Source organism: Mycolicibacterium chubuense, assembly GCF_001044255.1.
Taxonomy (GTDB): domain Bacteria; phylum Actinomycetota; class Actinomycetes; order Mycobacteriales; family Mycobacteriaceae; genus Mycobacterium; species Mycobacterium chubuense.
The window spans coordinates 106,754-128,585 of the sequence record NZ_JYNX01000037.1 but is presented as its reverse complement, the minus strand read 5'-3'; the positions used below and the strand labels follow the sequence as shown (position 1 = coordinate 128,585).

The 21,832-nt window shown below is 65.3% G+C and carries 22 protein-coding genes and 2 pseudogenes; 15 read left to right on the top strand and 9 right to left on the bottom strand.

Translation table 11 applies throughout. The annotated features are described in order from the left end of the window. Window positions 1-167: 167 nt before the first annotated feature. From MCHUDSM44219_RS15135 to MCHUDSM44219_RS15120, 4 genes are all read left to right on the top strand, one after another. The gene (locus MCHUDSM44219_RS15135) at window positions 168-806 is read left to right on the top strand and encodes an HD domain-containing protein (RefSeq protein ID WP_048419061.1); all 639 of its coding nucleotides are present in this window, start codon (window positions 168-170) and stop codon (window positions 804-806) included. 11 nt (window positions 807-817) lie between these two features. Further along, complete coding sequence (locus tag MCHUDSM44219_RS15130; protein ID WP_082162217.1) at window positions 818-1,756, top strand: NADP-dependent oxidoreductase; 939 nt, start codon at window positions 818-820, stop codon at window positions 1,754-1,756. Then, a complete protein-coding gene (locus MCHUDSM44219_RS15125) occupies window positions 1,753-2,199 on the top strand; it encodes a cupin domain-containing protein (protein WP_048419059.1) in 447 nt (148 codons plus the stop codon). Before MCHUDSM44219_RS15130 ends, MCHUDSM44219_RS15125 begins: the two co-directional genes overlap by 4 nt. A 71-nt stretch (window positions 2,200-2,270) precedes the next feature. Next, window positions 2,271-2,984: an SDR family oxidoreductase gene (locus MCHUDSM44219_RS15120; RefSeq protein ID WP_048419058.1), complete on the top strand. Its 714-nt coding sequence runs from the start codon at window positions 2,271-2,273 to the stop codon at window positions 2,982-2,984. 21 nt (window positions 2,985-3,005) lie between these two features. Here MCHUDSM44219_RS15120 and MCHUDSM44219_RS15115 read toward each other — a convergent pair whose 3' ends face one another. Further along, a complete protein-coding gene (locus tag MCHUDSM44219_RS15115; RefSeq protein ID WP_172506262.1) occupies window positions 3,006-4,019 on the bottom strand; it encodes a GlxA family transcriptional regulator in 1,014 nt (337 codons plus the stop codon). Between the two features lie 69 nt (window positions 4,020-4,088). Between MCHUDSM44219_RS15115 and MCHUDSM44219_RS15110 the strand changes: the two genes are divergently transcribed. After that, entirely contained in the window at window positions 4,089-4,739 is a 651-nt protein-coding gene (locus MCHUDSM44219_RS15110; RefSeq protein WP_048419057.1) for an HD domain-containing protein, read from the top strand. 27 nt (window positions 4,740-4,766) lie between these two features. On the opposite strand, the gene MCHUDSM44219_RS15105 is transcribed toward MCHUDSM44219_RS15110, so the two are convergent. Next, on the bottom strand, window positions 4,767-5,318 hold the full coding sequence (locus MCHUDSM44219_RS15105) for a YaeQ family protein (RefSeq protein ID WP_048419056.1): 552 nt from the start codon (window positions 5,316-5,318) through the stop codon (window positions 4,767-4,769). A 121-nt stretch (window positions 5,319-5,439) separates the two neighbouring features. Between MCHUDSM44219_RS15105 and MCHUDSM44219_RS15100 the strand changes: the two genes are divergently transcribed. Beyond that, window positions 5,440-6,486 (top strand): alpha/beta hydrolase, encoded by a 1,047-nt coding sequence (locus MCHUDSM44219_RS15100; protein ID WP_201778148.1) that lies wholly within the window; start codon window positions 5,440-5,442, stop codon window positions 6,484-6,486. Between the two features lie 74 nt (window positions 6,487-6,560). Further along, window positions 6,561-6,995 carry a pyridoxamine 5'-phosphate oxidase family protein gene (locus tag MCHUDSM44219_RS15095; protein ID WP_172506263.1) on the top strand — a complete coding sequence of 145 codons (435 nt, stop codon included), beginning with the start codon at window positions 6,561-6,563 and terminating at the stop codon, window positions 6,993-6,995. A 711-nt stretch (window positions 6,996-7,706) separates the two neighbouring features. On the opposite strand, the gene MCHUDSM44219_RS15090 is transcribed toward MCHUDSM44219_RS15095, so the two are convergent. Both MCHUDSM44219_RS15090 and MCHUDSM44219_RS15085 read right to left on the bottom strand, forming a co-directional pair. Further along, complete coding sequence (locus tag MCHUDSM44219_RS15090) at window positions 7,707-8,315, bottom strand: cadmium resistance transporter (protein WP_013471561.1); 609 nt, start codon at window positions 8,313-8,315, stop codon at window positions 7,707-7,709. A gap of 171 nt (window positions 8,316-8,486) precedes the next feature. After that, window positions 8,487-8,876: a heavy metal-responsive transcriptional regulator gene (locus MCHUDSM44219_RS15085; RefSeq protein ID WP_005148625.1), complete on the bottom strand. Its 390-nt coding sequence runs from the start codon at window positions 8,874-8,876 to the stop codon at window positions 8,487-8,489. 56 nt (window positions 8,877-8,932) lie between these two features. Between MCHUDSM44219_RS15085 and merA the strand changes: the two genes are divergently transcribed. Genes merA through MCHUDSM44219_RS15060 form a run of 5 tightly spaced genes read left to right on the top strand, consistent with a single transcriptional unit; the run spans window position 8,933 to window position 12,719 of the window. Then, window positions 8,933-10,336, top strand: a complete 1,404-nt coding sequence (gene merA / locus MCHUDSM44219_RS15080) for a mercury(II) reductase (RefSeq protein ID WP_048419053.1) — start codon at window positions 8,933-8,935, stop codon at window positions 10,334-10,336. A 26-nt stretch (window positions 10,337-10,362) separates the two neighbouring features. After that, complete coding sequence (gene merB, locus MCHUDSM44219_RS15075; RefSeq protein WP_005148656.1) at window positions 10,363-11,004, top strand: organomercurial lyase MerB; 642 nt, start codon at window positions 10,363-10,365, stop codon at window positions 11,002-11,004. Between the two features lie 32 nt (window positions 11,005-11,036). Continuing rightward, a complete protein-coding gene (locus MCHUDSM44219_RS15070; protein ID WP_005148657.1) occupies window positions 11,037-11,327 on the top strand; it encodes a mercuric ion transporter MerT in 291 nt (96 codons plus the stop codon). Further along, window positions 11,320-11,874 carry a TlpA family protein disulfide reductase gene (locus MCHUDSM44219_RS15065; protein ID WP_005148658.1) on the top strand — a complete coding sequence of 185 codons (555 nt, stop codon included), beginning with the start codon at window positions 11,320-11,322 and terminating at the stop codon, window positions 11,872-11,874. Before MCHUDSM44219_RS15070 ends, MCHUDSM44219_RS15065 begins: the two co-directional genes overlap by 8 nt. A 29-nt stretch (window positions 11,875-11,903) precedes the next feature. Then, a complete protein-coding gene (locus MCHUDSM44219_RS15060) occupies window positions 11,904-12,719 on the top strand; it encodes a cytochrome c biogenesis CcdA family protein (RefSeq protein ID WP_236695472.1) in 816 nt (271 codons plus the stop codon). A gap of 980 nt (window positions 12,720-13,699) precedes the next feature. On the opposite strand, the gene MCHUDSM44219_RS15050 is transcribed toward MCHUDSM44219_RS15060, so the two are convergent. From MCHUDSM44219_RS15050 to MCHUDSM44219_RS28980, 3 genes are all read right to left on the bottom strand, one after another. Further along, complete coding sequence (locus tag MCHUDSM44219_RS15050; protein ID WP_005148661.1) at window positions 13,700-14,728, bottom strand: TniB family NTP-binding protein; 1,029 nt, start codon at window positions 14,726-14,728, stop codon at window positions 13,700-13,702. Further along, window positions 14,716-16,680 (bottom strand): TnsB C-terminal domain-containing protein, encoded by a 1,965-nt coding sequence (locus MCHUDSM44219_RS15045; protein WP_048419051.1) that lies wholly within the window; start codon window positions 16,678-16,680, stop codon window positions 14,716-14,718. Before MCHUDSM44219_RS15045 ends, MCHUDSM44219_RS15050 begins: the two co-directional genes overlap by 13 nt. Before the next feature lie 123 nt (window positions 16,681-16,803). After that, window positions 16,804-17,544 (bottom strand): TnsA-like heteromeric transposase endonuclease subunit, encoded by a 741-nt coding sequence (locus MCHUDSM44219_RS28980; protein WP_011894084.1) that lies wholly within the window; start codon window positions 17,542-17,544, stop codon window positions 16,804-16,806. A 186-nt stretch (window positions 17,545-17,730) separates the two neighbouring features. Here MCHUDSM44219_RS28980 and MCHUDSM44219_RS15040 point away from each other — a divergent pair. Together MCHUDSM44219_RS15040 and MCHUDSM44219_RS31060 are read left to right on the top strand one after the other, a co-directional pair. Next, window positions 17,731-18,228, top strand: a pseudogene (locus tag MCHUDSM44219_RS15040) (AAA family ATPase); the annotation flags it as partial. A 216-nt stretch (window positions 18,229-18,444) separates the two neighbouring features. Next, window positions 18,445-18,505 (top strand): annotated as a pseudogene (locus MCHUDSM44219_RS31060) (DUF6084 family protein); the annotation flags it as partial. 24 nt (window positions 18,506-18,529) lie between these two features. Here MCHUDSM44219_RS31060 and MCHUDSM44219_RS31055 read toward each other — a convergent pair. Beyond that, complete coding sequence (locus MCHUDSM44219_RS31055) at window positions 18,530-19,186, bottom strand: hypothetical protein (protein WP_048419050.1); 657 nt, start codon at window positions 19,184-19,186, stop codon at window positions 18,530-18,532. A 301-nt stretch (window positions 19,187-19,487) separates the two neighbouring features. On the opposite strand from MCHUDSM44219_RS31055, the gene MCHUDSM44219_RS15030 reads away from it, so the two are divergent. Beyond that, window positions 19,488-20,291 (top strand): hypothetical protein, encoded by an 804-nt coding sequence (locus MCHUDSM44219_RS15030; RefSeq protein ID WP_236695471.1) that lies wholly within the window; start codon window positions 19,488-19,490, stop codon window positions 20,289-20,291. Between the two features lie 737 nt (window positions 20,292-21,028). Here MCHUDSM44219_RS15030 and MCHUDSM44219_RS30490 read toward each other — a convergent pair. Beyond that, window positions 21,029-21,190, bottom strand: a complete 162-nt coding sequence (locus MCHUDSM44219_RS30490) for a hypothetical protein (RefSeq protein ID WP_172506264.1) — start codon at window positions 21,188-21,190, stop codon at window positions 21,029-21,031. Window positions 21,191-21,832: the final 642 nt, after the last annotated feature.

The following is a 21,832-nucleotide window of genomic DNA, read 5'->3' as shown; positions in this document are numbered from 1 at the left end:
CGGTGTCGTGTCCGCCTTTCACCTTCTTGGGCGGTATCCGCTTTTCCTGGCCTTCTCCAATCGTGTCGCTTATTGAGGGGTTCGTGGCCGTAGGAAGGCAGCGCGCGGGGTGCGGGCGGGATCAGCATGGATGTCACCCACACCAACGAGAAGAAGGGACAGGACAGATGTCCGAAGTCATTGCCGGGGTGGAGATCCCCGACACCGCGGCGGTCGCCGAGGCCACCCAGCGCGTCCGGGACGACACCAGCCCGTTGATCTACCACCATTCTCGCCGGGTCTTCTTCTTCGGGCAGCTCCACGCCCAGCGGCTGGGCCTGGAGCCCGATGCTGAACTGCTCTACCTGGCGGCCATGTTTCACGACACCGGGCTGGTGAGGCCGTTCTCCGATACGGAGCAGCGGTTCGAGGTCGATGGTGCGGACCACGGCAGGGCCTTCCTGCTCGGGCACGGTTTCTCCGGTGCGGCAGCCGACACGGTGTGGACGGCCATCGCCCTGCACACCACTCCGGGCATTCCGGATCGGATGGGCCCGGAGATCGCCGCCACCAATCTCGGCGTACTCACCGACGTCATCGGTCTCGGGCTCGACCGGCTCGACGTAGACCAGCTGGAGCACATTCTCGCCGTTCACCCGCGCGGTGATTTCAAGAAGGAGTTCCTCAGCGCCTACTTCGACGGACTGAAGGACCGCCCCGAGACGACGAACGGAACGGTGAACTCCGACGTCCTCGAGCACTTCATCCCCGGCTTCGAGCGCACGACCTCGGTCCAGCGCATTCTCGGTTCCGCCTGGCCGAGCTGAAAGGAGCTGTCATGCAAGCCATCACAGTAAGTGACCGTGACGCCGGCATCGGGGGGATGGCCCTCACCGACGTGCCGTATCCGCACGCCGCGGAGAACGACGTGGTCGTGCGCGTTCATGCGGCCGGCTTCACTCCCGGCGAGTTGGAGTGGCCCGCCACGTGGACCGATCGGGCAGGCCGTGACCGGACGCCCAGCGTTCCCGGTCACGAGTTGTCCGGAGTCGTTGTCGAGTTGGGTTACGGCACAACCGGTCTGACAATCGGTCAACGCGTCTTCGGTCTTGCCGACTGGGCCCGCGACGGCTCACTGGCCGAATACACCGCCGTCGAGGCGCGCAACCTTGCACCGCTGGCCGCCGACATCGATCACGTCGTGGCCGCGGCGTTGCCCATCTCAGGGCTCACCGCGTGGCAGGGTTTGTTCATCCACGGCGGTCTGCGGACCGGCCAGACCGTCGTCGTCCACGGTGCGGCAGGCGGCGTGGGATCGATCGCGGTCCAGCTCGCGCGCGAGGTGGGCGCTCGGGTCATCGGCACCGGGCGGCCGCATGACCGCGACGTCGCACTCGACCTGGGAGCGCACGCGTTCGTCCATCTCGGCGTTGATGACCTGAGCAGCATCGGCGACGTCGACGTGGTGTTCGACGTCATCGGCGGCGACATCCTCGAGCGGTCGCTCGACGTGGTGCGTCCCGGCGGCACGGTCGTGACCATCGCCGCACCGCCCACGGCGTATCCACGGGGCGGGCGCGCGGTGTTCTTCGTCGTCGAACCGGACCGCTCGCAACTGGAGGCGTTGGCCACGCGCGTGAGGGAAGGCCGTTTACGGCCCCGTGTCGGCACGGTGCGCCCCCTCACCGAGGCGGTCGACGCGTTCACCGGGCCACGCAGGGGTGCGGGTAAGACGATCATCCGCATCGCCGATGAGCAGGAAGGGGACCGGCGATGATGAAGACACGCCTCACCACCGTCCTGGTCACTGCGCTGACCGCGACGTTGATCGTCGGCTGCGGTACCGCGGAATCGACTCCGACCGACGCCGCGCCGGCACCGCGGTCGGAGAGCTTGACGCCCTTGTTCTCCGAGGCACTGCCGAACGTTGCGGGCAAGACCTTCACGTCGGCGATCGTGACGTTTCCGCCAGGGGCACGGGCGGTGCCTCACCGGCACGGCGACGCCTTCGTCTACGCCTACGTCCTCTCCGGTGACGTGAGGAGCCAACTCGAAGGTGCGCCCGCACAGGTCTACCACCAGGGACAGAGCTGGTCCGAGCCGCCGGGCGCTCACCACGTGGCCACGGAGAACACCAGCGGCACCGACGAGGCGAAACTGCTGGTGGTCTTCGTCGCCACCACGGGATCCCAACTCAAGGTCGACGACCCGCAGCCATGAACGAGGCATACGGGTCGCGAGTCCAGGGGAGAAGCAACGTCATCGTCGACGAGGATCGAAGGAGCGAAGAAATGGGTGGGCGGCGTGTTCTGATCACCGGGGCGTCCAAGGGGATTGGCCGTGCGGTGGCCGATCGGGTGGCGCGGACAGGCAATGTGCCCGTCGGCTTGGCTCGCACGGCTCCGGAGGATTTCCCGGGCGAGTTCCACACCGTCGATTTCGCGGACGTCGCCGCAACGGCCTCCGCACTCGAGTCGATCGTGGCCGCAGGCCGCGTCGATGCCGTTGTCAACAACTTCGGATATGCGCGGTGGGGCGCAATCGGCGACATCGACCTGAACGACTTGTTGCCCACCTATGACCTGAACATGCGGGTGGCCGTGCAGATGACACAGGCGGCGTTGCCGGGAATGCAGGCGCGGGCGTGGGGTCGGATCGTCAACGTCACCAGCCTGGTCACCCTGGGTACGCCACTGCGAACCCCGTATGCGGCCGCCAAGGCCGGGTTGGAGGCGGCCACCCGGGTGTGGGCGGGTGAGTTGGCGCGGTGGGGGATCACCGTGAACGCTGTGGCGCCCGGACCGACGGAAACGGAGATGTACCGGTCACGCAGCCCAGTCGGATCTGCACAGGAGGCCGAATTGCTGCGCACCATTCCGATGCGCCGGTTGGCCGCACCAGCCGAGATCGCTCATGCCATCTGTGCCTTGCTGGACGAGGATGCCGGCTACATCACCGGGCAGATCTTGCGGGCGGACGGCGGCGGAAGTGTCTGCGCGGCATGAACGATCAGGACGTGGATGGGCTCAGGTTCGCATGGCGGTCCGGAACCTGTCCCGATAGGCCTTCGGTGGGACACCGAGCCGTTGAACGAACGCCCGCCGGAGAGTCTCAGTGCTGCCGAACCCGGCGAGATGCGCCGCGTCCGTGACGGTGCGGCCGGCGTCCAAGGCAGCGCGAGCGACATCGATGCGCACCATCTCGACGTAGTCGGCAGGTGTCGTTCCGAGTTCCGACCGGAACAGCCGGGTGAGCTGACGTGTGCTCAGAGCTGCCCTGGCAGCGAGGTTCGGCACGCTGTGGTCGGCCCCAGGATCGGCGGCGATCGCCTCGGTGACCACTCGCAACGCTGACTGCGGCGGTGGGTTGGCTTCGACCAACGCCGAGAACTGCGACTGCCCACCCGCGCGCTTGAGGTAGACGACCAGCCAGCGGGCGACATCGCGGACGAGGTCGGCACCGTGGTCCTGTTCCACCAGTGCGAGCGCGAGGTCGATGCCGGACGAGATTCCAGCGGAGGTGTACACGTGCTCGTCGCGAACGAAGATCGCGTCGGGTTCGACCGTGATGTCGGGGAAGGCCCGGGCGAGCGAGCGGATGTTCCGCCAGTGCGTGGTTGCGCGGCGGCCGCCGAGCAGGCCGGCCTGCGCGAGGACGAACGAGCCCGTGCAGATCGACCCCAGGCGCCGGGTTCGACCCGCCAGCGATCTGACGGCCTCGACGAGTGCGGGGTCGATCGGGCGCGCCGGGATGTTGTCACTGCCCGCAACCAGCACCGTGTCGGCGGACTCGATGGACGCGATGGCGTCGGTGACGCCGAGACGGACGCCGATCGACGTCATCACGTCGCTCCCGTCGACCGACGCGATCTTGATCGAGTATTCGCCCCCGAATCGGTTGGCCTCAGCGAATACCTCGCCGGCACCTGCGACATCCATCATCGTCACGTCGTCGAAGACGACGATCACCACCACGCGCACATGAGGACCAGCTGCGGCCACTGCGTCATTGTGTCGCAACTTGTGGGCAGAACGGCTCATTCGCCGTATGTGATGACGTCTTTACGTGCGTTGACTTGACCGTAGTAGTCCAGCTGAGGAGGTTTTGACATGAGTACCCAGTCGTTTCAGACGATCGCCGGCATCACCATCCCCGACAGCACATTGGTGCGCGAGGCGACCGCATTCATTCGCGATGCCGAGGACGATCTGCTCTTCGACCACTCGCGCCGAGTGTTCGCCTTCGGCGCATTGCATGGCCGACGCAGAGGCCTGCAACCGGATCTCGAGTTGCTCTACGTCGCAGCGATGTTTCACGACCTCGGTCTGACCGAGGGATACCGCACGTCCGATCAGCGCTTCGAGGTCGACGGTGCCAATGCGGCACAGAACTTTCTGCTGCAGCACGGCGTCGACGTCGCGGACGCCAGGAAGGTGTGGCTGGGAATCGCACTGCACACCACCCCGGGCGTACCGCAGTTCCTCGACCCCGAGACCGTCCTGGTCATCGCCGGCGTGGAGACGGACGTCCTCGGCATCGGCCGCGAGGATCTGCCCGCTGAAGCAGTCGACGCGGTGACTGCGGCGCATCCCCGCCCCGACTTCAAGAACCGCATCCTCGCGGCGTTTCACGAGGGCATGAAGCACCGGCCGGACACCACCTTCGGGACCATGAACGACGATGTGCTCGCGCACTTCGATCCGACCTTCGAGCGGGTCGACTTCGTCGACCTCATCCTGAACAACACATGGCCTGAGTAGCCGAAGGGAGGGGACAGGCTCAGATGCTCAATCCAATGGCTCGGGCGTGAAGGTGACGTCGACTCCGCCTACGGTCATCGTCACCTGGCCCTCGATCACCATCACCTGCGCCGAGACCCGTCGATCGACACTCTGGGCCAGTAGCTGCACCGGTTCGTGCGGGATCTGGACCACCGACAGGTTCTGCAGCCCCGCCACTTTGGGGCCGACGGTGCGCCACCAGGTGGCCACGCCGGCGGCGAACGGGAAGAGCAGCACCTTGTCGGCCTGGCTGGCCGCCTTGCCCAAGACCCGTTCATCGGGCTGGCCGACGTTGATCCACTCCAGGATCCGGCCCGTGTAGTCGGCGAGGCGCAAATCCGGTACGCCAGGGGTGGACAGGCCCGCCCCGAATGCCAACTCACCGTCGGCGTCGCTGAGCCGATGTGCGCGCAGCCCGCACGCCAACAACCGCACCACCATCCGCTCATCGGTCTCACTGGGATGACGGGCCACGGTCAGCGTGTGATCGGCGTAGTAACCGTGATCGACATCGGAGACGCCGAGTTCGACTTTGAAGACTGTTGCAGAAAGGGCCACGAGATAGTGTCCACCCTGGTGGTGTTCCCTGAGCAATCGGGCCGCTTCGAGTGGTGAGGCCGCGGCGCAATAGCTTGACGATGTCTCCGTGGGGTGACTGTCCGGCCGGCGACGTCGCTCATTGTCTGCGGCGCACTACGGAACACGAGCGGCGTCAACGATTGTTACTACCGATCGACACAGTCCACGCGCACTGCCGACCGAAGGGGAGCCCGAACAGATGACGCGTCAGGTATCCATTGCCCGCGGTGACATCGACCTTGCTGGTGAGCTGCACCTGCCAGACGGGTTCGACTCGGCCGGCTCCGCGCCCGCGGTGGTGTTGTCGACACCGGGAAGCAGTGTCAAGGAGCAGATCGGCGCCACCTACGCCTCACGCCTTGCCAAAAATGGCTTGGCTGCAATCACTTTCGACCCTGCGCACCAAGGACGCAGCGGGGGAGAACCCCGTGACCTGGAAGATCCTTACCGGCGGGGTGAGGATATTTCGTATGCGATCGACTACCTCGCCACCGTGCCGGGTATCGACCCCCAGCGAATCGGTGCGCTCGGGATCTGCGCGGGCGGCGGTTACGCAGTGCACACCGCGCGCACCGATCACCGCATCAAAGCACTGGCCACCGTGGTCGCCGGCGACATGGGTACGTCATGGCGCAGTGCCGCGTTCTCGCCCGATGGTCCCGTCGCCGCACTCGACCAACTCGCCGCAGCGCGACGTGCCGGCGAGGACCACGACCGGCTGAACTGGTTGCCTGACACCCTCGACGATGCCAACGCCGCCGGTATCGACGACATCGACACCCTCCAGGCGATCCGGTATTACCGCACGCCCCGCGGTCAGCACCCCAACTCGACCAACCGCCGCCTCCGTCGCAGCGACGCACTGCTGATGGGTTATGACGCCTTCCACCTCGTCGACCAACTGCTCACCCAGCCTCTGCAGGTGATCGTCGCGGGCCGTCGGGGAAGCACGGGGCAATACGAGGCAGGGATGAGACTGTGGGAACTCGCACCCAACCCGGTCGATCTCATGGTCGTCGAGGGCGCGGGACACTATGAGATGTACGACGAGCCAGACTATCTCGACCAGGCCATCGAGCGTCTGACGGCGTTCTTCACCGAGTACTTACCACCCGAGTCCGGGGATCATCCGACGGAAATCCGGTAAAGCCTCCGAGCAGGAAATCGACTCCCGCAACTGAGGTCGGGAATCGTGCCGGGGGACACAGGGTTGGTCAGAGCATGTCGAAAATGACCAGCACGGAACGCGAGACGTACTTGGCCGATCTGCACGTTGGTGTTATCGCCGTCGAGCGCCCTGATCGGGCACCTCTGTCTGTACCGATCTGGTACGCCTACGAGCCCGGAGGCGAGGTTCTCGTGTCCAGCTTGGCGGGGTCGCTCAAAGCTCGCCTCATCACCAATGCCGGGCGCTTCTCCATTACTGCTCAGGATGAGACCTATCCATACCGCTACGTCACTGCCGAGGGATCGTTGACCTCGATCGAGACAGCCGACGACGCCACCATGCGCGCGATCGCCGTTCGCTACCTCGGCGAGGAGGGGGGCAACGCATTCACGGAGTCGTTCGCCAGGGACCATCCAGACGCTGAGTCGCTTTTGTTCCGGATGCGACCTGAGTACTGGCTCAGCGTCGACTACTCCAAGGAGTCCTGATTCCCAACAGGGCCAAGGAGTCCTGATTCCCAACAGGGCGGAGTCCAGTTGACATAATGTGGCTTATCGGTAGAGCGATATGCCGAGGTGTGCATGCCGATCAGCGCTTTCCGTGCGCCGATAGTTGTCGTTTTGCAGTTGATCTCCGACTTTTTCACTAATGCGCCGACCGAGCGCACACGGTTTTCAGTCATTCGCCTATCGAGCTGTGCGTCTCGTGATGCTTCCGCGCTGGCCGTGTGATCGGACCTCGCGCCGAGTCGGCCAATCGAGTTCACTGATGGCACACTTGCCCCACTGTCCGTTCTCATTGAATCTGGGGCACATTTACTAGTCTGACCTGCATTGCCCCAGATTGGATGAGAATTTCGATCGCGACGTTTCTCATTGAATCTGGGGCAACCCTGCTTCCGCGCCCGGCTGCGAGCGCAGCAGGGTAGCCGGAATGGTCTCCTGTCGATTCCGTTGGCTCGGGTACGTCTTCGGTATAACTACTGTGATCGTGTCTCTCGTGACACACGATCATGATTCTGTGGTGCGCTCGCTCGTGTTGGTAGTTCGGGTGCCGGCTGCGGCCTTTGAGCACCTTGGCCACCGCCCGTTTTAGATTGTCATAGCGGATACGGGCCGGGACATCACCAAAGTGGTTGAACGCCAACACATGCCGATGCAGGAGCGCCTCCTGGCCCTGAGTGGTGAAGTTGCTCCGAGCTAGAGGGCGAACGCTCCGCCTTTGATGAGGATGAGGGCCCCGATTGTGATCAGTGCAACGGGCAGAACGATGTGGCCCCAGCGTGAGAGTGCTTTGGCGATGATCGGGTGGGAGGCGAAATATCGGCCGGCCGCGCACCAGATGGCCACACCGATGAGGAACACGATGATGTAAACACCGATGGTGGCGATCGTTGAGACGGCGAAGATCGGAACGTACACGCCGATGTTGTCGCCGCCGTTGGCGAAGGTGATGACTGCGACCTGCCAGGTGCCAGGCGTCAACAGTGTTGCGGGATCATCGGTCGGCGCCGGTTGGGTGCGGCGATCCCGCCAGGCCAGCCATGCCGCCCGCAGCCCCAACACGATGGGCAGCAGCCCGAAGTACGGCAGTGCGGCTGGAGGAAGCAGCGTGGCACCCAGGAGTGCGCCGCCGACCGAAACTGCCAAGATGGCGGTGAAGCCGAGGTACTGACCGGCGGTCACTCGGATGGCTGCGCCACGATGACCGGGCGCCTGGCCGAACATCACCGCGAGGACCACGATGTCGTCGATATTGGTGATGGCGAAGGTGGCGATCGCCTGAACGAGTGTGGCTGGGCTCAGCACGGCCAATGCGACCAGCTTCGAGTGAAATCCCACCGCATCGGGTGAGCCTACTGCTCAGCAGGCCCCGCGCTCCCGCGCACCAACGACCTCCAGTGGGGCGGAAATTCATGACGACTGCCGGGGTCAACGGACTTGACGAAATACATGCCTCCGGTGCCACGGAGGTGGCTCCTAGAGGTATCGACATACGTCATCGGCGCTGCATGATTCCGGGTCGACGCTTTCGGCGCCCTGCCGCAGCCGGGCGATGGTCTCGCGCAGTGCCACCAGTGCGCTGATCTGCTCGTCGAGGTCGGTCAGTCGGATGTCGAGCAGGTCGCGCACGTGCGTGCACGGCGCGTGGCCGCTGTCACGGATGTCGAGGATCTGCCGAATCTGGGCGAGGCTGAACCCGGCGGCCTGTCCCCGTCGGATGAAGCCGACCCGGGCGATCGTGTCGGCGGCATAGTCGCGATACCCCGCCGGGGAACGTTCGGCGGGCGGGAGCAGGCCTTCGTCTTCGTAGTAGCGCAGCGTCGCGGTGGTGGCCCCGGTCGCCTCGGCGAGCTTCCCGATTCTCACGATGTCTCCTCAGAACACTTGACCTTCAAGCCTACTTGAAGGTCAAGGATGGGTGCATGAGTCAGGGATTGGACCTCGCGGTCATCGGTTCCGGCGGCGCGGCGATGGCCGCGGCGATCCGCGCTACCGCGCTCGGCAAGTCCGTCGTCATGATCGAGCGCGGCATCTTCGGTGGCACGTGTGTCAACACCGGCTGCGTGCCGTCAAAGGCCCTGATCGCAGCGGCCGAGGCCCGGCATACCGCAGCCGACACTGCCCGGTTCCCGGGCATCGCCACCACGGCCGGCCCGGTGGACATGGCGGCCCTGATCGCCGGCACGCACGATCTGGTGGAGTCGCTGCGCTCAGAGAAGTACCTCAACGTGGCCGAATCGTATGGCTGGCAGCGCATTCAGGGCCAAGCGCGGTTCGCCGGAACCCCGGACGCGCCCGTCATCGAGGTCGGCGATGCCACCATCGAGGCCGAGCACTACCTGATCGCCACCGGCGCGAACCCAGTCATCCCGCCCGCATTCGAGGGCGTCGCCTACCTGACCTCGACCACCGCGATGGAAGTCACCGAGGTCCCGGAGTCGCTGCTGGTGATCGGCGGCGGCTACGTCGCGTTGGAGCAGGCGCAACTGTTCGCCCGGCTCGGGTCAACGGTGACGGTGCTGGTCCGCTCCACGCTGGCATCGAAGGAAGAGCCGGAAGTCGGCATGGCGCTGCTGGAGGTGTTCGCCGACGACGGCATCCGGGTGGTGCGCCGCGCCACGGTGAGCGAGGTCGAGCAGGCCGACGATCAGGTCACGGTCACCGCGACCATCACCGGCGGAACGCAGCAGTTCCGTGCCGCGAAAGTCCTCGTCGCCACCGGCCGCCGTCCGAACACCGACGGCCTGAATCTCGAAGCGGTGCAGGTCAAAACCGGCGAGAACAACGAGGTCGTGGTGAGCGACGGGCTGCAGTCGTCGAACCCACGGATCTGGGCGGCCGGCGACGTGACCGGGCACCGCGAGTTCGTCTACGTCGCCGCCCATCACGGCGCGATGGTCGCCGACAACATCTTCACCGACGCCGGCCGCAGGGTCGACTACCGCCATCTGCCCCGCGTGACGTTCACCAGCCCCGCGGTCGGTGCGGCCGGGACGACCGAGGCCGAGCTCCTCGCCGCCGGGACACGGTACGACTGCCGGGTGCTGCCGCTAAAACATGTGCCGCGTGCGGTGGTCAACCGAGACACCCGCGGTTTCATCAAACTCGTCGCCGACGCCGGCACCGGCCGCATCCACGGCATCACCGCCGTCGCCAAGGATGCTGGCGAGATCGCCGCCGCCGCGGTCTACATCCTCGACGCCGCGATGACCGTCGACCAGGTCGCCGGGTCCTGGGCCCCGTATCTGACCATGGCCGAAGGCATCAAAATCGCCGCCCAGTCCTTCAGCGCCGATATGTCCCGACTGTCCTGCTGCGCATCCTGACGCATGGCTCACTCGAAAGGTTCCTGATGCCCAATTTCCTTGACCGCCTGACCATTCCGGAAGAGTCCGGGCTCGACCCGACGATGCTGGTGCCGTTGCTGCGGCTGCTCGCCGCCGGCGAGCCGGTCACCGTGGAGGCGCTCGCCGCGGCCGTCGGCCTCCCGGTTGACGAGGTGACCCGGCGTCTGGCCGCGGTACCCGACACCGAATACGACGAGCAGGGCCGCATCGTCGGCCAGGGCCTGACCCTGCGCCCGACCCGCCACCGATTCACCGTGGCCGGCCAAGAGCTCTACACCTGGTGCGCCCTGGACACCCTCATCTTTCCCACCATCCTGGACCGGCCCGCCAGCATCGAATCCGAATCACCCGTCAGCGGGCACCCGATCAGGGTCTCGGTCGGCGAAAACGGTGTCACCAGCGTGCAGCCCGAGACCGCGGTGGTCTCGCTGGTCAACCCCGACGACCTCACCTCGATCCGGTCCTCATTCTGCAACCAGGTGCACTACTTCACCTGCGCGCAGGACGCCGCGCCGTGGCTCGCCGAGCACCCCGAAGGTCAGATCGTCAGCGTCGCTGAGGCCCACCAACTCGGCGCAGCCCTGACCACACAAATCCTTACCCAGCTCCATACCCCGCCAACTGCCCACCCCGGCTGCTGCAGCTGACCAGCCGCACCCAACCTGATGAGGAGAAATCAATGAATCAACGTCCACGAAGAAATCCCGTGCTGCTGGGTGCGGCAGCGGTGCTGGTGACGGCCCTGTGTTGCGCCGCGCCAGTCCTGATCGCCGGCGGCGCGCTCGCCGCCGTGTGTGGACTGCTCGAGAATCCATGGGTCATCGGGGCAGCCGTCGCGCTGCTGCTGGCGGCTGTGGTCGCCTTCGCCCGCCGCGGTCAACGCGGCGATCACTGCTGTCCCGCCGACAGCCATTCACCCGCGACGCACACGCTCGACGACCTGACGAAAGGAAGCATCGACAATGTCTGAAACGCGTTCGTTTACACCCCACAGGTGGGCGGGCGTTACGGCTGTGATGCTGGCAGCGGGCGCGCTGACCGCGTGCGGCCAATCGGCCACAACCAGCAATCCGACCTCACCGCCACACGCCAACGCCACAACCCAGGCGACGGCGGCGACACTGACCACGGTGGACGGCAAAACCGTCGAACTGCCCGCTGCCGCCCCGACCGCGATCCTGTTCTTCTCCTACGGGTGCGGCGAATGCGTCGGCGGCGGTAAATCCCTGGCCGCTGCTCGGGCGGCCGTGGAGAAAGCCGGAGGCAGCGCCAAGTTCCTAGCCGTCGACATCGTCCCCACCGAGAAACCCGCCGATGTTCGCCACTTCCTGGACCAGATCGGCGGCACCAGCCTGCCCGCGGTCGTCGATACTAACGGGGCCCTGACCAGCCGCTACCAGGTGACCGCGCCGACCACCGCCCTCGTCATCGACCCGTCCGGGCAGATCAGCTACCGCGGCCACGCCCCGTCCCAGGATCAGATCCTGGCCGCCCTCGGCAGCAGCGCCGCACGGTGAACCTGCTCGCGCTCGCGTTTACCGCTGGCATGCTCGCCCCGGTCAACCCCTGCGGGTTCGCGCTGCTACCGGCGTGGATCACCGGCACCATCGCCACCGGCGGCACCGATGCGGTGCTCGTGCGGCTGGCCCGGGCACTGCGCACCGGGGCCGTCCTGACCATCGGGTTCACCGGCACCCTCACCCTCGCCGGTATCGCGATCAGTGCCGGTGCCCGGACCCTGGTGACGGCTGCTCCCTGGCTCGGGATCACGATCGGGCTCACCCTGGCCATCTTGGGCGGCTTCATGCTCACCGGCCGCACCATCGGTCTGCGTATGCCTGCCCGGACGCGTCATCGGCCGGACTCCCCAACAGCCGGTGGTGTGCTCGCGGCCGGAATCGGCTACGCCCTGGCGTCACTGTCCTGCACCTTCGGGGTACTGCTCGCGGTGATCGCCCAGGCCCAGGCCACCAGCGGATGGGGCGGTCTGCTGGCAGTGTTCACCGCATACACAGCCGGTGCCGCCACCATCTTGATGCTGGTCAGCGTCGGCACCGCCATCGCCGGCACGGCCCTGACCCGGCATCTGGGTATCCTCGCCCGCCACGGGACCCGCGTCACCGCCGTTGTCCTCATCGCCACCGGCGCCTACCTCGCGTGGTACTGGCTGCCCGCGGCCACCGGGCACACCGCCAGCGGCGGCAACCTGCTCACCGGCTGGTCGGCCACCGCGACCGGATGGCTGCAGGACCACGCCCTCCCGGCCAGCGTCATTGCCGCCTTCGCTGTGGTGGTCAGCGCGGTGGCCGCGTACTGGACCACCCACCGCCGGCCAATCACCGGCAAGCAGCGCCGCCGGTGATGATTCACCGGCCGATACACCCAGCCAGATACCACTGTCCCTAACGATTAGAAAGCCGATAGATACAACCGTCGGACACAGTCAGATGCACACCACAAGTGCCTTACTGATAAGGCACATTCAAGACTGCCGACCCCTCAGCGCGACACGCCAGTTCTGCGCCGTCTGAGCGTGTCGTCAATACGGCAGTGGCGAATAGGCGTCGGTACTGCGCCCATTGCTCGACGGGGGTGGCGTCGGCATGGTGGGCGCCGGTGCGTTCGTTGATGCGGTCGAGCAGTAGCGTCGGCCAGGCGGGTTCCGTTGGCGTCCTGGGCTGTTCAACCCGAGGGCGAGCTGTGAGCAATGTTGCGGCTACGGCGATCACATCGGGGTAGGCCACCACGTGCGCTTCTAGGCCATTCTGCAGAATCCCCGCCGCCACGTGACGCTCTGCGTGAGCCCAGAAGACCAGGATGTGGCGGGCGTCGCCCAAGGCGTCATGAAGGTCGACCTCTGAATACTGACGGGCCAAGCGCCGATGCGTGCGCCCGGCACTGAGCACCGTGGGCCGGTCACGAAGATCCACCTGGTCGTCAAGAACGCGCGTTGGTGAACCGATCCAGCGTCGGTGACGGTGGCATACGGAGACATGTGCAGGCAGGTAGCAGTAGACGGGTTCGTGTATTCCCTTGCGTGCCATACATCTTTGACACAAAGGGCGGCGGAGATATTGCTTGAGCGCGGTGGGGTCGCCAGCAAGCCCGCAGAGACGGGACCGGATTACCTGCTCAGGTTGGCCGCTGACGACGGCCAACCAGTCCGGTCGCGGCCGGGCTGCGCATGATTCGGCGACATGGCCGCGCAGTGTGGAGACGCCGATATGGTTGGCGCGGGCCAGCCTGTCGATGTAGGACGATACGGCTTCCCAACGGAACGGTGCGATCGTTCGCGGGAGCCGCTGGCGTGGTCCGCGCGGCCACGGCCTGACAGTTGCCACGTCAGCTGGCCGTGCGGGCCGCGGCCGTGTGGGCGGCGTAGTCGATCAAAATATCGTCCATGGCCTCGCGGGTGATGTGCTCGGTGCCGTCGAGCATCGCTTGGATTGCTGAAGCCCGGATCAAGTGGGCCAGGCTGCCGATCATCCCGCCGGTGCGGCGGTGCAGGTAACGGGCCTGGGCGACAAGGCTTCCCGGTTCGTGTCGATGCAGACGCAAGGTACCTTCCATGGCGGCGACGAGTTGTCGCCACTCCTTGGCGTCGGGGAATGCGCTGGTGTGGATCACCCCGCAACGGCCGGCCAACTGCCGTCCCCGCGTGCCGGTGAACAGCCCCGAGCGTTCCACTTCGATCCCGGCGTAAACGAATGTCGCAGGCAGATGCTCGGTGAAGTATTTGAGGTGGTCGGACAGTTCTTCGCCGGCGCGGGTGTCGAGGTTGAGGTTGTGGATTTCATCGACCACCACGATGTCGGTACGGGCATCGATGAGCACCTGGCACACGGCATCGGAAATATCGGTCACGTTCATCCGCTGATTGAGCGTGGGAAGCCCCAGAAACCGTGCGAACTCCATCGCCAACTTGCGGGGCGACCCTTTCGGCGGGGCCGTCACATACACCACCGGAATCCGGCTCTCATCGCCGGGAAACCGTGCACGGGTGCGCAATTCGTGAAACCGACCCAGTTGCTTGATCGCCGTAGTTTTCCCCGTCGCTGCCCCGCCGGAGATGATCAGCCCGCGCCGGGCCCCGATCTCGCGCTGGTTGAGCAATGTCAACAGCCGGCCCTGATGGGTGATCGCTTCGATCGCCGACGTGGTGACCACCACCAGCTCCGAATGATGCGCAACCCGGGCCTCGTTGTAGGCCGTCCGCTCGTCCTCACCGAGGCTGGCCCACTCGTCGTCGGCGAGCAACGTGAACTCCGGCGGATCGGCATCAACAAAACGCCGCCAGCCCTCCAGCGTCGTGGTCGGCTGGCGGCGATCCTCTAACTGACCCACCGCCGCAATCTCGGTCACAGTCGCCACGTTTGGGCCTCCTTGCGTGCATCAAACACCGGCAGGGGTATGACCTCCGCCATCTCGCCGTCATCGTCGAAAGTCTCGTTGTCGGCGGCCCGTTCCGACGGTGACGGGCCATGATGTTCGGATGATTCCGTCGGGTCCGGCCAGTCCCGGCCGGCGCTCGCGGCGCTGGTCCGTCCAGTCACTCGGCGCTCGGCTTTCGTCTGCTGCTGCGGCCCAGCGGCGGCGCGGTCCAGCAAGTCCTCCGCGATGGCCGCAATCTCCGCTTCCTGGGTCTTCTGGGCCCCTCTGCGGTCGGCTACGGAGCGGGCGTGGCGCCACAGTGTCTCGCCGAACGGCACCGGCGAGGACCGAAGGTGCGTCCACGTCGCGGCCAGCCATCCGTCTTCGTGGTGATTGCGCACCCAAATCCTCGACACGTCATACGGGTCGTAGTGCACTTCCCACTGTCCGTTACGGGCATCGACCCCGGAATGCTGGCGCCGGTATGGGTTGAGCGCCTTGGCGTCATAGGTGCGATGGTTGATCCGGACCCCGTAACTGTTGATTGTGCGCCACTGCACGGGAAGCAATTCGATATAGTCGTCGGCGTCCAGTGGGACCGGTACATAGCCAGCCACCTCAACGAGGGCAGTGTATTTCTCGTTGGGAGACAACGCTTTCCCCGGCGTCACCGGATCCCGCAGGCCATCGTGGGGGCGGTTCTGCCACACCGCGATGATCCACTCGTCCAGCAGCGCCTGCAGCTCAATCATCGACCACACCGCGTCGTCCTCGGCGTTTTTCCCACGCCGCTCCACCGATGAACCGACGTAACCGGCCACGTACTGTGCGAACAGGGTGCCCACCGACTGCAATGTCCGCTCGATCTTCGGCTTATCGGTCGGGCAGTCGGGATGAGCCGGCTCCAGATTGATCCCCAATGTGCAGCACGCTTGCCGAAATGTTTGGGACAGATACGCTTTCCCGTGATCGCAGACGATCGTCTCGGGAGCGATCACCGGCCTGGCCGCAGCATCGGCCAGGCGCTGATCGACACTGGTCAGGCTGTGGTGCGGAAGTACCGACCGGGACATCCGCAGCGCATCGGCCCATCCCGGGCGCATCGGTTCGGGCGTCAATGCCCGCGCCAAGAGCAGTGACGCGTCCACTGCTTTGGTCGTCGGTCGCAGCACCGCGGCCGGGATGGACCGCGTAGCGTTGTCGACCATCGCAGTCAGCTCGACTCGGTCTACCATGCCGTCATCGAGCACTACCCGTACATCCAGAAGGGTTGAATCGATTTCCACCATCTCGCCGGGGCGCACCACGGTGATCGACCCGAATGGGCCATCGGGCTGCTTGGACAGCGATCGCCGCGTCCGTGCTGACCCGAACGTGTGCCGTCCTTCCGCGAGGCGCTTGACCAGCCGGTAGAAGGTGGGCTGCGACGGCATCGCGGGCGCGTCGTCGGCACCATAGGTGGCCACCAGCGTCTTGGCGACCCGCCGTTGCAGACGCTGCACCGTTCCCGTTGACAGGTCGGTCTCGCCCTCGATCGCATCCCGCACCGCGGCGACGACACGGTCGTCCACACGGCCGAATACCGCGCGCCGCCGATTATGGCGCCCGTCAACCACTCCCAGGAGCCCGTCCCGTTCGTAGGCAAATCGGCGACGCTGCAACGCATTCCGACTCACGTCGTGGCCGGCGGCACGCAGCTCGTCCAACTTGGCCAGCTCACGCTGCCGCAGAGATCGTTTCGCCGTGTCGAACTCTGGGCGGGGACGAATGCCCGCGGCCGTCCCAGGCGGGCGGCCGCTGAGGATCTCCACGATGTGGCGCTCCCACCACCGTGCTTGCTCGACGGCTGCCTCGGGAATGCCAGCCAGCATTTCCTCAGAACACAGTGGCGGTCGCGACCCCGACACCAATTCCAATGCCGGATCAACCATCAGCTGCGAGAGCGGCACCACAATCTGCTCGCCGACAGCGTCAACCAGTCGAGCTGATCCGCCCGACAGGGTTACGACGGTGAAAACACCTGCTGATAAACGGATTTCGTCTCCCTCTCGGACGACACCCGTTCGCACGTCAGGTCACCACCCGGTCCCGAGGCCAATCGCCGTGTCGTCGCCAAGTGCCGCTCCTTGCAGATCGGCAACTAAACGGCCGTGCCAGAGCAGATGAAACAGTACGGGCAGCACCACCAAAGGAGTCCCGACCGCGTGCACACCAGCCATCAACGGACGGACCCGAGCGAAGACCTCCGCCAGTTGATCAGCCAAACCGATCTTCAATACTCGCGGATGCCGATAACCCGACAACCAACGTAGATTCGCCCGCAGCACTGGATCGAGGGAACCGACACGCAGGTAATCCCAACCGACCATCGCGCACGTGGCGGCAGACCGATCGAACACGTCCCGATCAGCGTCAGAGATCCGGTCGTCCTCACGAACGTCGACTACGACGACAGATCCATCGCGGCGCCGCACGAAGTAGTCAGGAGCATGCCGCGTGCCGTCACGCCAATGAATCCAAAATGGTTGCGACAGAACACCAACAACATCCGGATCGGCATCCAACGCCATCAACTGGTCACGTTCTACCCAGGACTCGTGACCTACATGTGCGCCGGTTGTGGCGAACCACCACAGCCCGGGAAAGTTACGCTGACCTCGAAACGAGGGGAAATTCCGCACTGGTGAACAGTCCAACTCAAACCGGGTTGCAGCACATCGGTCCAGCGATTGCCGCGTGCATCCCTCGCGGGTGTTGAACTCCAAGTCCACTGCACTCGCTACACCTGGCCCAGCCGAAACAGCCGACGTCAGCACACATAAACGCTAAGCCTCGTGCCCCAGATTCAATGAGAAAGACACGCACTTACCCCAGATTCAATGAGAATGCCCCAGAATCAATGAGAACGGACACCCACCTGCGCCACCTTGGCACGCCCACCGTTTTTCGTCACTGTGACATATTAAGGGCATTGCGGGCCCCCTTAGGAACCCAACTGTCTCGGGGTGGTGTCCAGCTTCCTTGGGGAAACGACGAGCCGAATCGATCATGTGTTTGAGTTCGCCCGGACACGGCGGTGTGTACTTTTCTTCGACGAGTTCGACACCATCGCCAAAGAGCGCGCCGATGCGCACGAAACCGGCGAGATCAAACGCGTCGTGTCGACGCTGCTCCTACAGATCGACCGATTGCCCTCACATGTTGTCGCCGTATGCGCGACCAACCACGGCGAACTGCTCGACCGCGCGGCGTGGCGCCGATTCCAGGTCCGGCTAATCCTGGCTCCGCCATCTCGGGCGCAAGCAACAGATTTCCTGGAGCAGCTGCGCGTGCGACTCGGCGGGAACCTTGGTATGGCGCCGCGCACTCTCGCTGACAAGCTTGCCGGCTCAAGCTACGCCGACATCGAAGAATTCGCGCTGGACGTCATGCGCCGTTATGTCTTGTCGCTCCCCGATGGCCGTGTCGAAGATGTTGTGAGGGAACGGCTTAAACAGCGCGCCGCCACGAGGGATGCCATGGCGGTACCGTGCTGCATTTGTGGTGCCGTGTACGAGACGGCGATCTCATCTGGATCGTCGATGACCAGTCGTTCTGCGAGGGCGATGTGGCCGGCCATCGGCAGTCCGTCGAGCAGCGCGATGCGGGGACGCTGATCGGTGGGCTTCGCCGAGAGCGTCTCGGAGTCAAGGGGTTCATCGGAGGAACGCTACGACATGCCGGTGTCGGTGTGGCGCGATCTCATCCGGCTGCACTATCCCAACACCGGTTGGCTGCNGGGCCGCGGCAAGATCGAGGACTTCACCTGGAAGGGACGTCGGCGAGCATGGCGTGGTAGCCGATGCCGGTGATGGCGGCTTGGGTGATGACTTGGCCGCCAGCGTCGGTGATGAGTGCTCGCACTGCCGTTTCGGCGGCCGCTCGGCGTGCGGCGTCGCGGCGGAACCAGAGTTCGATTTCGACGCGGGCCATGGTCGCTGACTGGCCCACGACGGCGACGTCTTCGCGCCAGCGCTCCAGCAGACCGGTCTCGCGGACACGATCTTGGGGTCCCCAGCGCCTCACTTCTCGCAACAGATTAAAGACATCACGTAGCGGTGCCAAGCCGAAAGGCATTGCTGCTTGGCGGTTTTCCTGCCACCGCGCGAAGAGGGCAAGGAGGTCGACGACGGCTTGGCTGTTCGACATCACGACATAGAGGCTGTCGGTCACGGCATCGTCGGTCGGTTCGCCATCGCGTACCGGATGGAAGTCGTCGTCGGCGGCGAACTCGTCACCGTCAACTTCGAGGAGAAATTCCAGCCCGGGCACGCGGGCCGCCGCCCGGGCGAACTCGGCGACCGGCGCCGCTAGGTCGAAGACGACCACCAGTTCGGGATCGGCTTCGGTGGTGTCACCATCCACGTCGACGCGGCCGGCTTGCAAGGCTTCCTGCAGGGCGGCGAATTGCGGTTCCAAGCGCTGCTGTTGTCGGGCAGGTCCCGGTCCGGCGATCCGAGTCCCCGGGAAGCGGGGTGCGCCGGTGGGGATGGGCCCCACGGCAGGGGCTCCGAAAGACAGCGGTTGGCGGGGAGCGGTCACGTCTCCTCTCCCCCGCTGAAGCGGTGAACGTGATCTCCGTCGGAGCCCTGCACATCGACGCCGCACGCACCCCGACCAGCGACACGGTGCTAGATGCGACCGATATGGGGGATGCCCGCCCTTCGCCGAAGGAACCACCACCCTGTATCCGGCAGAAACGACGATCACCGGTCCCGGTATGCGCGTCGCCGCGCCCGGACGCGGTGGCGCGCTCAACGGAACCACGTACCTGCACGGGACAAGCAACGCCACCGCCATGGCGACGCGCACCGCCGACCATATCTTCAACATCCTCGAAGCCCTGCAGGCCGTCGATGGCGAACCGCCCTTCGCGTCCGCCGAATACCATCCCGTACTCACCAAGGCTTTGCTCGTTCACGCCGCGACGTGGGGTCCGATGCGCGACGGGCTGACCCGCGCAATCGACGGCGGCCAGGATCTGACCCGCCGTGCCATCTCCCAGCTCCTCGGCTATGGCGCCGTTGACCTCGAACGGGTCATCTCGGCCACGACCACGAGAGTTCTTCTCCTGGGCGCCGGCTCGATCACAGCAGACCAACGCCACACGTTCGAACTGCCACTGCCGGGCAGCTTGGCCGCTACGACCGACTGGCGACGGCTGACGATCACCTTGGCGTGGCTGTCCCCGGTGAACACGGCGACGCGCCGGCATCGCATGGCGCGCTTGTCGTTCGAACCCCCGCGCCAGCCACTGGGAGTCGATCGCCTCGAAGCTGAGGCACGTGTGTCCCGTAACGGCACCGTGCAACACGAAATACTCGAAGGGCAACGGGCCGTCGCGTTCGCCGCTGGCGATGCGCTGGAGATCAACGTTGACTGCCGCGTCGACGCGGGCCGCTTGGCGGCACCGGTCCGCTACGGACTGGCGGCAACGCTTGAGGTTGCCCCGACCATCAGGGTCGATATTCACCAAGAAGTGCGGCAGCAACTGCAAGTCCGACTGCGCACCAGGACCCGCTGACACGGTACAACGGACGAACGTTTGCGGAAGGTGCCCAACAGCCAGCAACGACACGCGACACCGCTAAATGCGCTGAAACCTCAGGGCGAGCTGGCGTTGTTCGCACCCGAACAACGGCAGTTGAAACTCGGCGGACTAGGGGTTGCATCGACGTCATCTACGTAGGAAGACCGTAGTTGATGACGAATGAATCTCGGTCGGGTTGAGATGTGGTGTCATACAACCGCTGTCGCGGATGGCGCTGTCATCCTTAATCGGTGGCGCCAAGGACAGCGAAGAAAACCGACAGCCGGTTGGCAGCTCGGCTCGCCGCGCTCGCCTCGCTGGGCGCTTCGGTCATCCACTTCGCCGTCGTACCCACCCACTGGCAGGAGTGGATGCCCGCTGGCGTGTTCTTCACATCGATCGCAGCCTTCCAACTGCTGTGGGCGCGGCTGGTTCTCACACGAACCACGACTCCTGTGCTTGCTGCCGGCATCATGCTCAACCTTGGAGCCATTGCTCTGTGGGCCGTGTCCAGGACCGCGGGAGCCCCGTTCGGCCCCCACGCGGGGGAAGCAGAATTGGTCCAAGCCGCGGACCTTTGCGCTCTGCTGCTTCAGATCTACGTCGTGATGGGCGCCAGCTGGGTGTGGTACCGCGGCCTGCAAGGAGAGCCGGTACCGGTGTTCGGCAGCGCAGTAGTGCTCATGGGCGCAGTCGGTGTCGTGGCGCTGGCGTCCACGGTGGGGGTTGCTTCAGGCCTGCAGCACGGCCATCACGGGCCAGCGAGCGCAGACGGTGGTCACCACGGGGCGACCCCCGAGGATGGGCACGGCGAGCACGCCGCTACGACCCCCGACGATGCGCATAGCGATCACCACGGAGATGGCGCTGGGCCCGCGGAGGGCAATGATCATGGGACGAGCAGCGAGCATGTTCAAAGCCCTGACAGCAATCACGAGCCGGCCGCCCCGCCGCCGGTCAACGAGCCTGCCGGCGAGTCGGCTGCACCGGCGACGGCAGAAGTTCCGGCCCCACCCGCGGTGCCTGCGCATGACGACCACGGCGATCATGATCACCGCGACTAAACACCTGACTTCTCCGCTCGTGTGAGCACATGCGTCAAACTAAGCCAACGCATCTCTGAGATCGCTTGGGCGCTAGTCGTTTTCACGGAATCTGGGACGAGGAATACGCCGTGGGCCTGACCGTCCCAGCCGACGGCGACCACCGTCTTGCCCTGCGCTTCGGCCGCTCTTTCGCCTGCACCGATTCACTTGGCGATCGACCGCGTGGTCGAACTGTGGATGAGCCGCCGGAATTCTCTTTTGCCGTCACGAGCAACAGGCCTTTCCAGTCGACGAGGCACCCGCCGCGGGTACAACCACAAAATACCCCTCCGGGGTATCTGCGCACAACGTGGGCTCCATCAGAGGGTGCTCGCCCGCCTCTGTTATTCGGCGCCTAAGTGCATCGGTAGCGCGAGCAGGGCGGCGAGTTCGGTGCAGATCAGTGCGGTACGGGGGCCGACATCAATCCATCGCGCGGACCCATCGCCG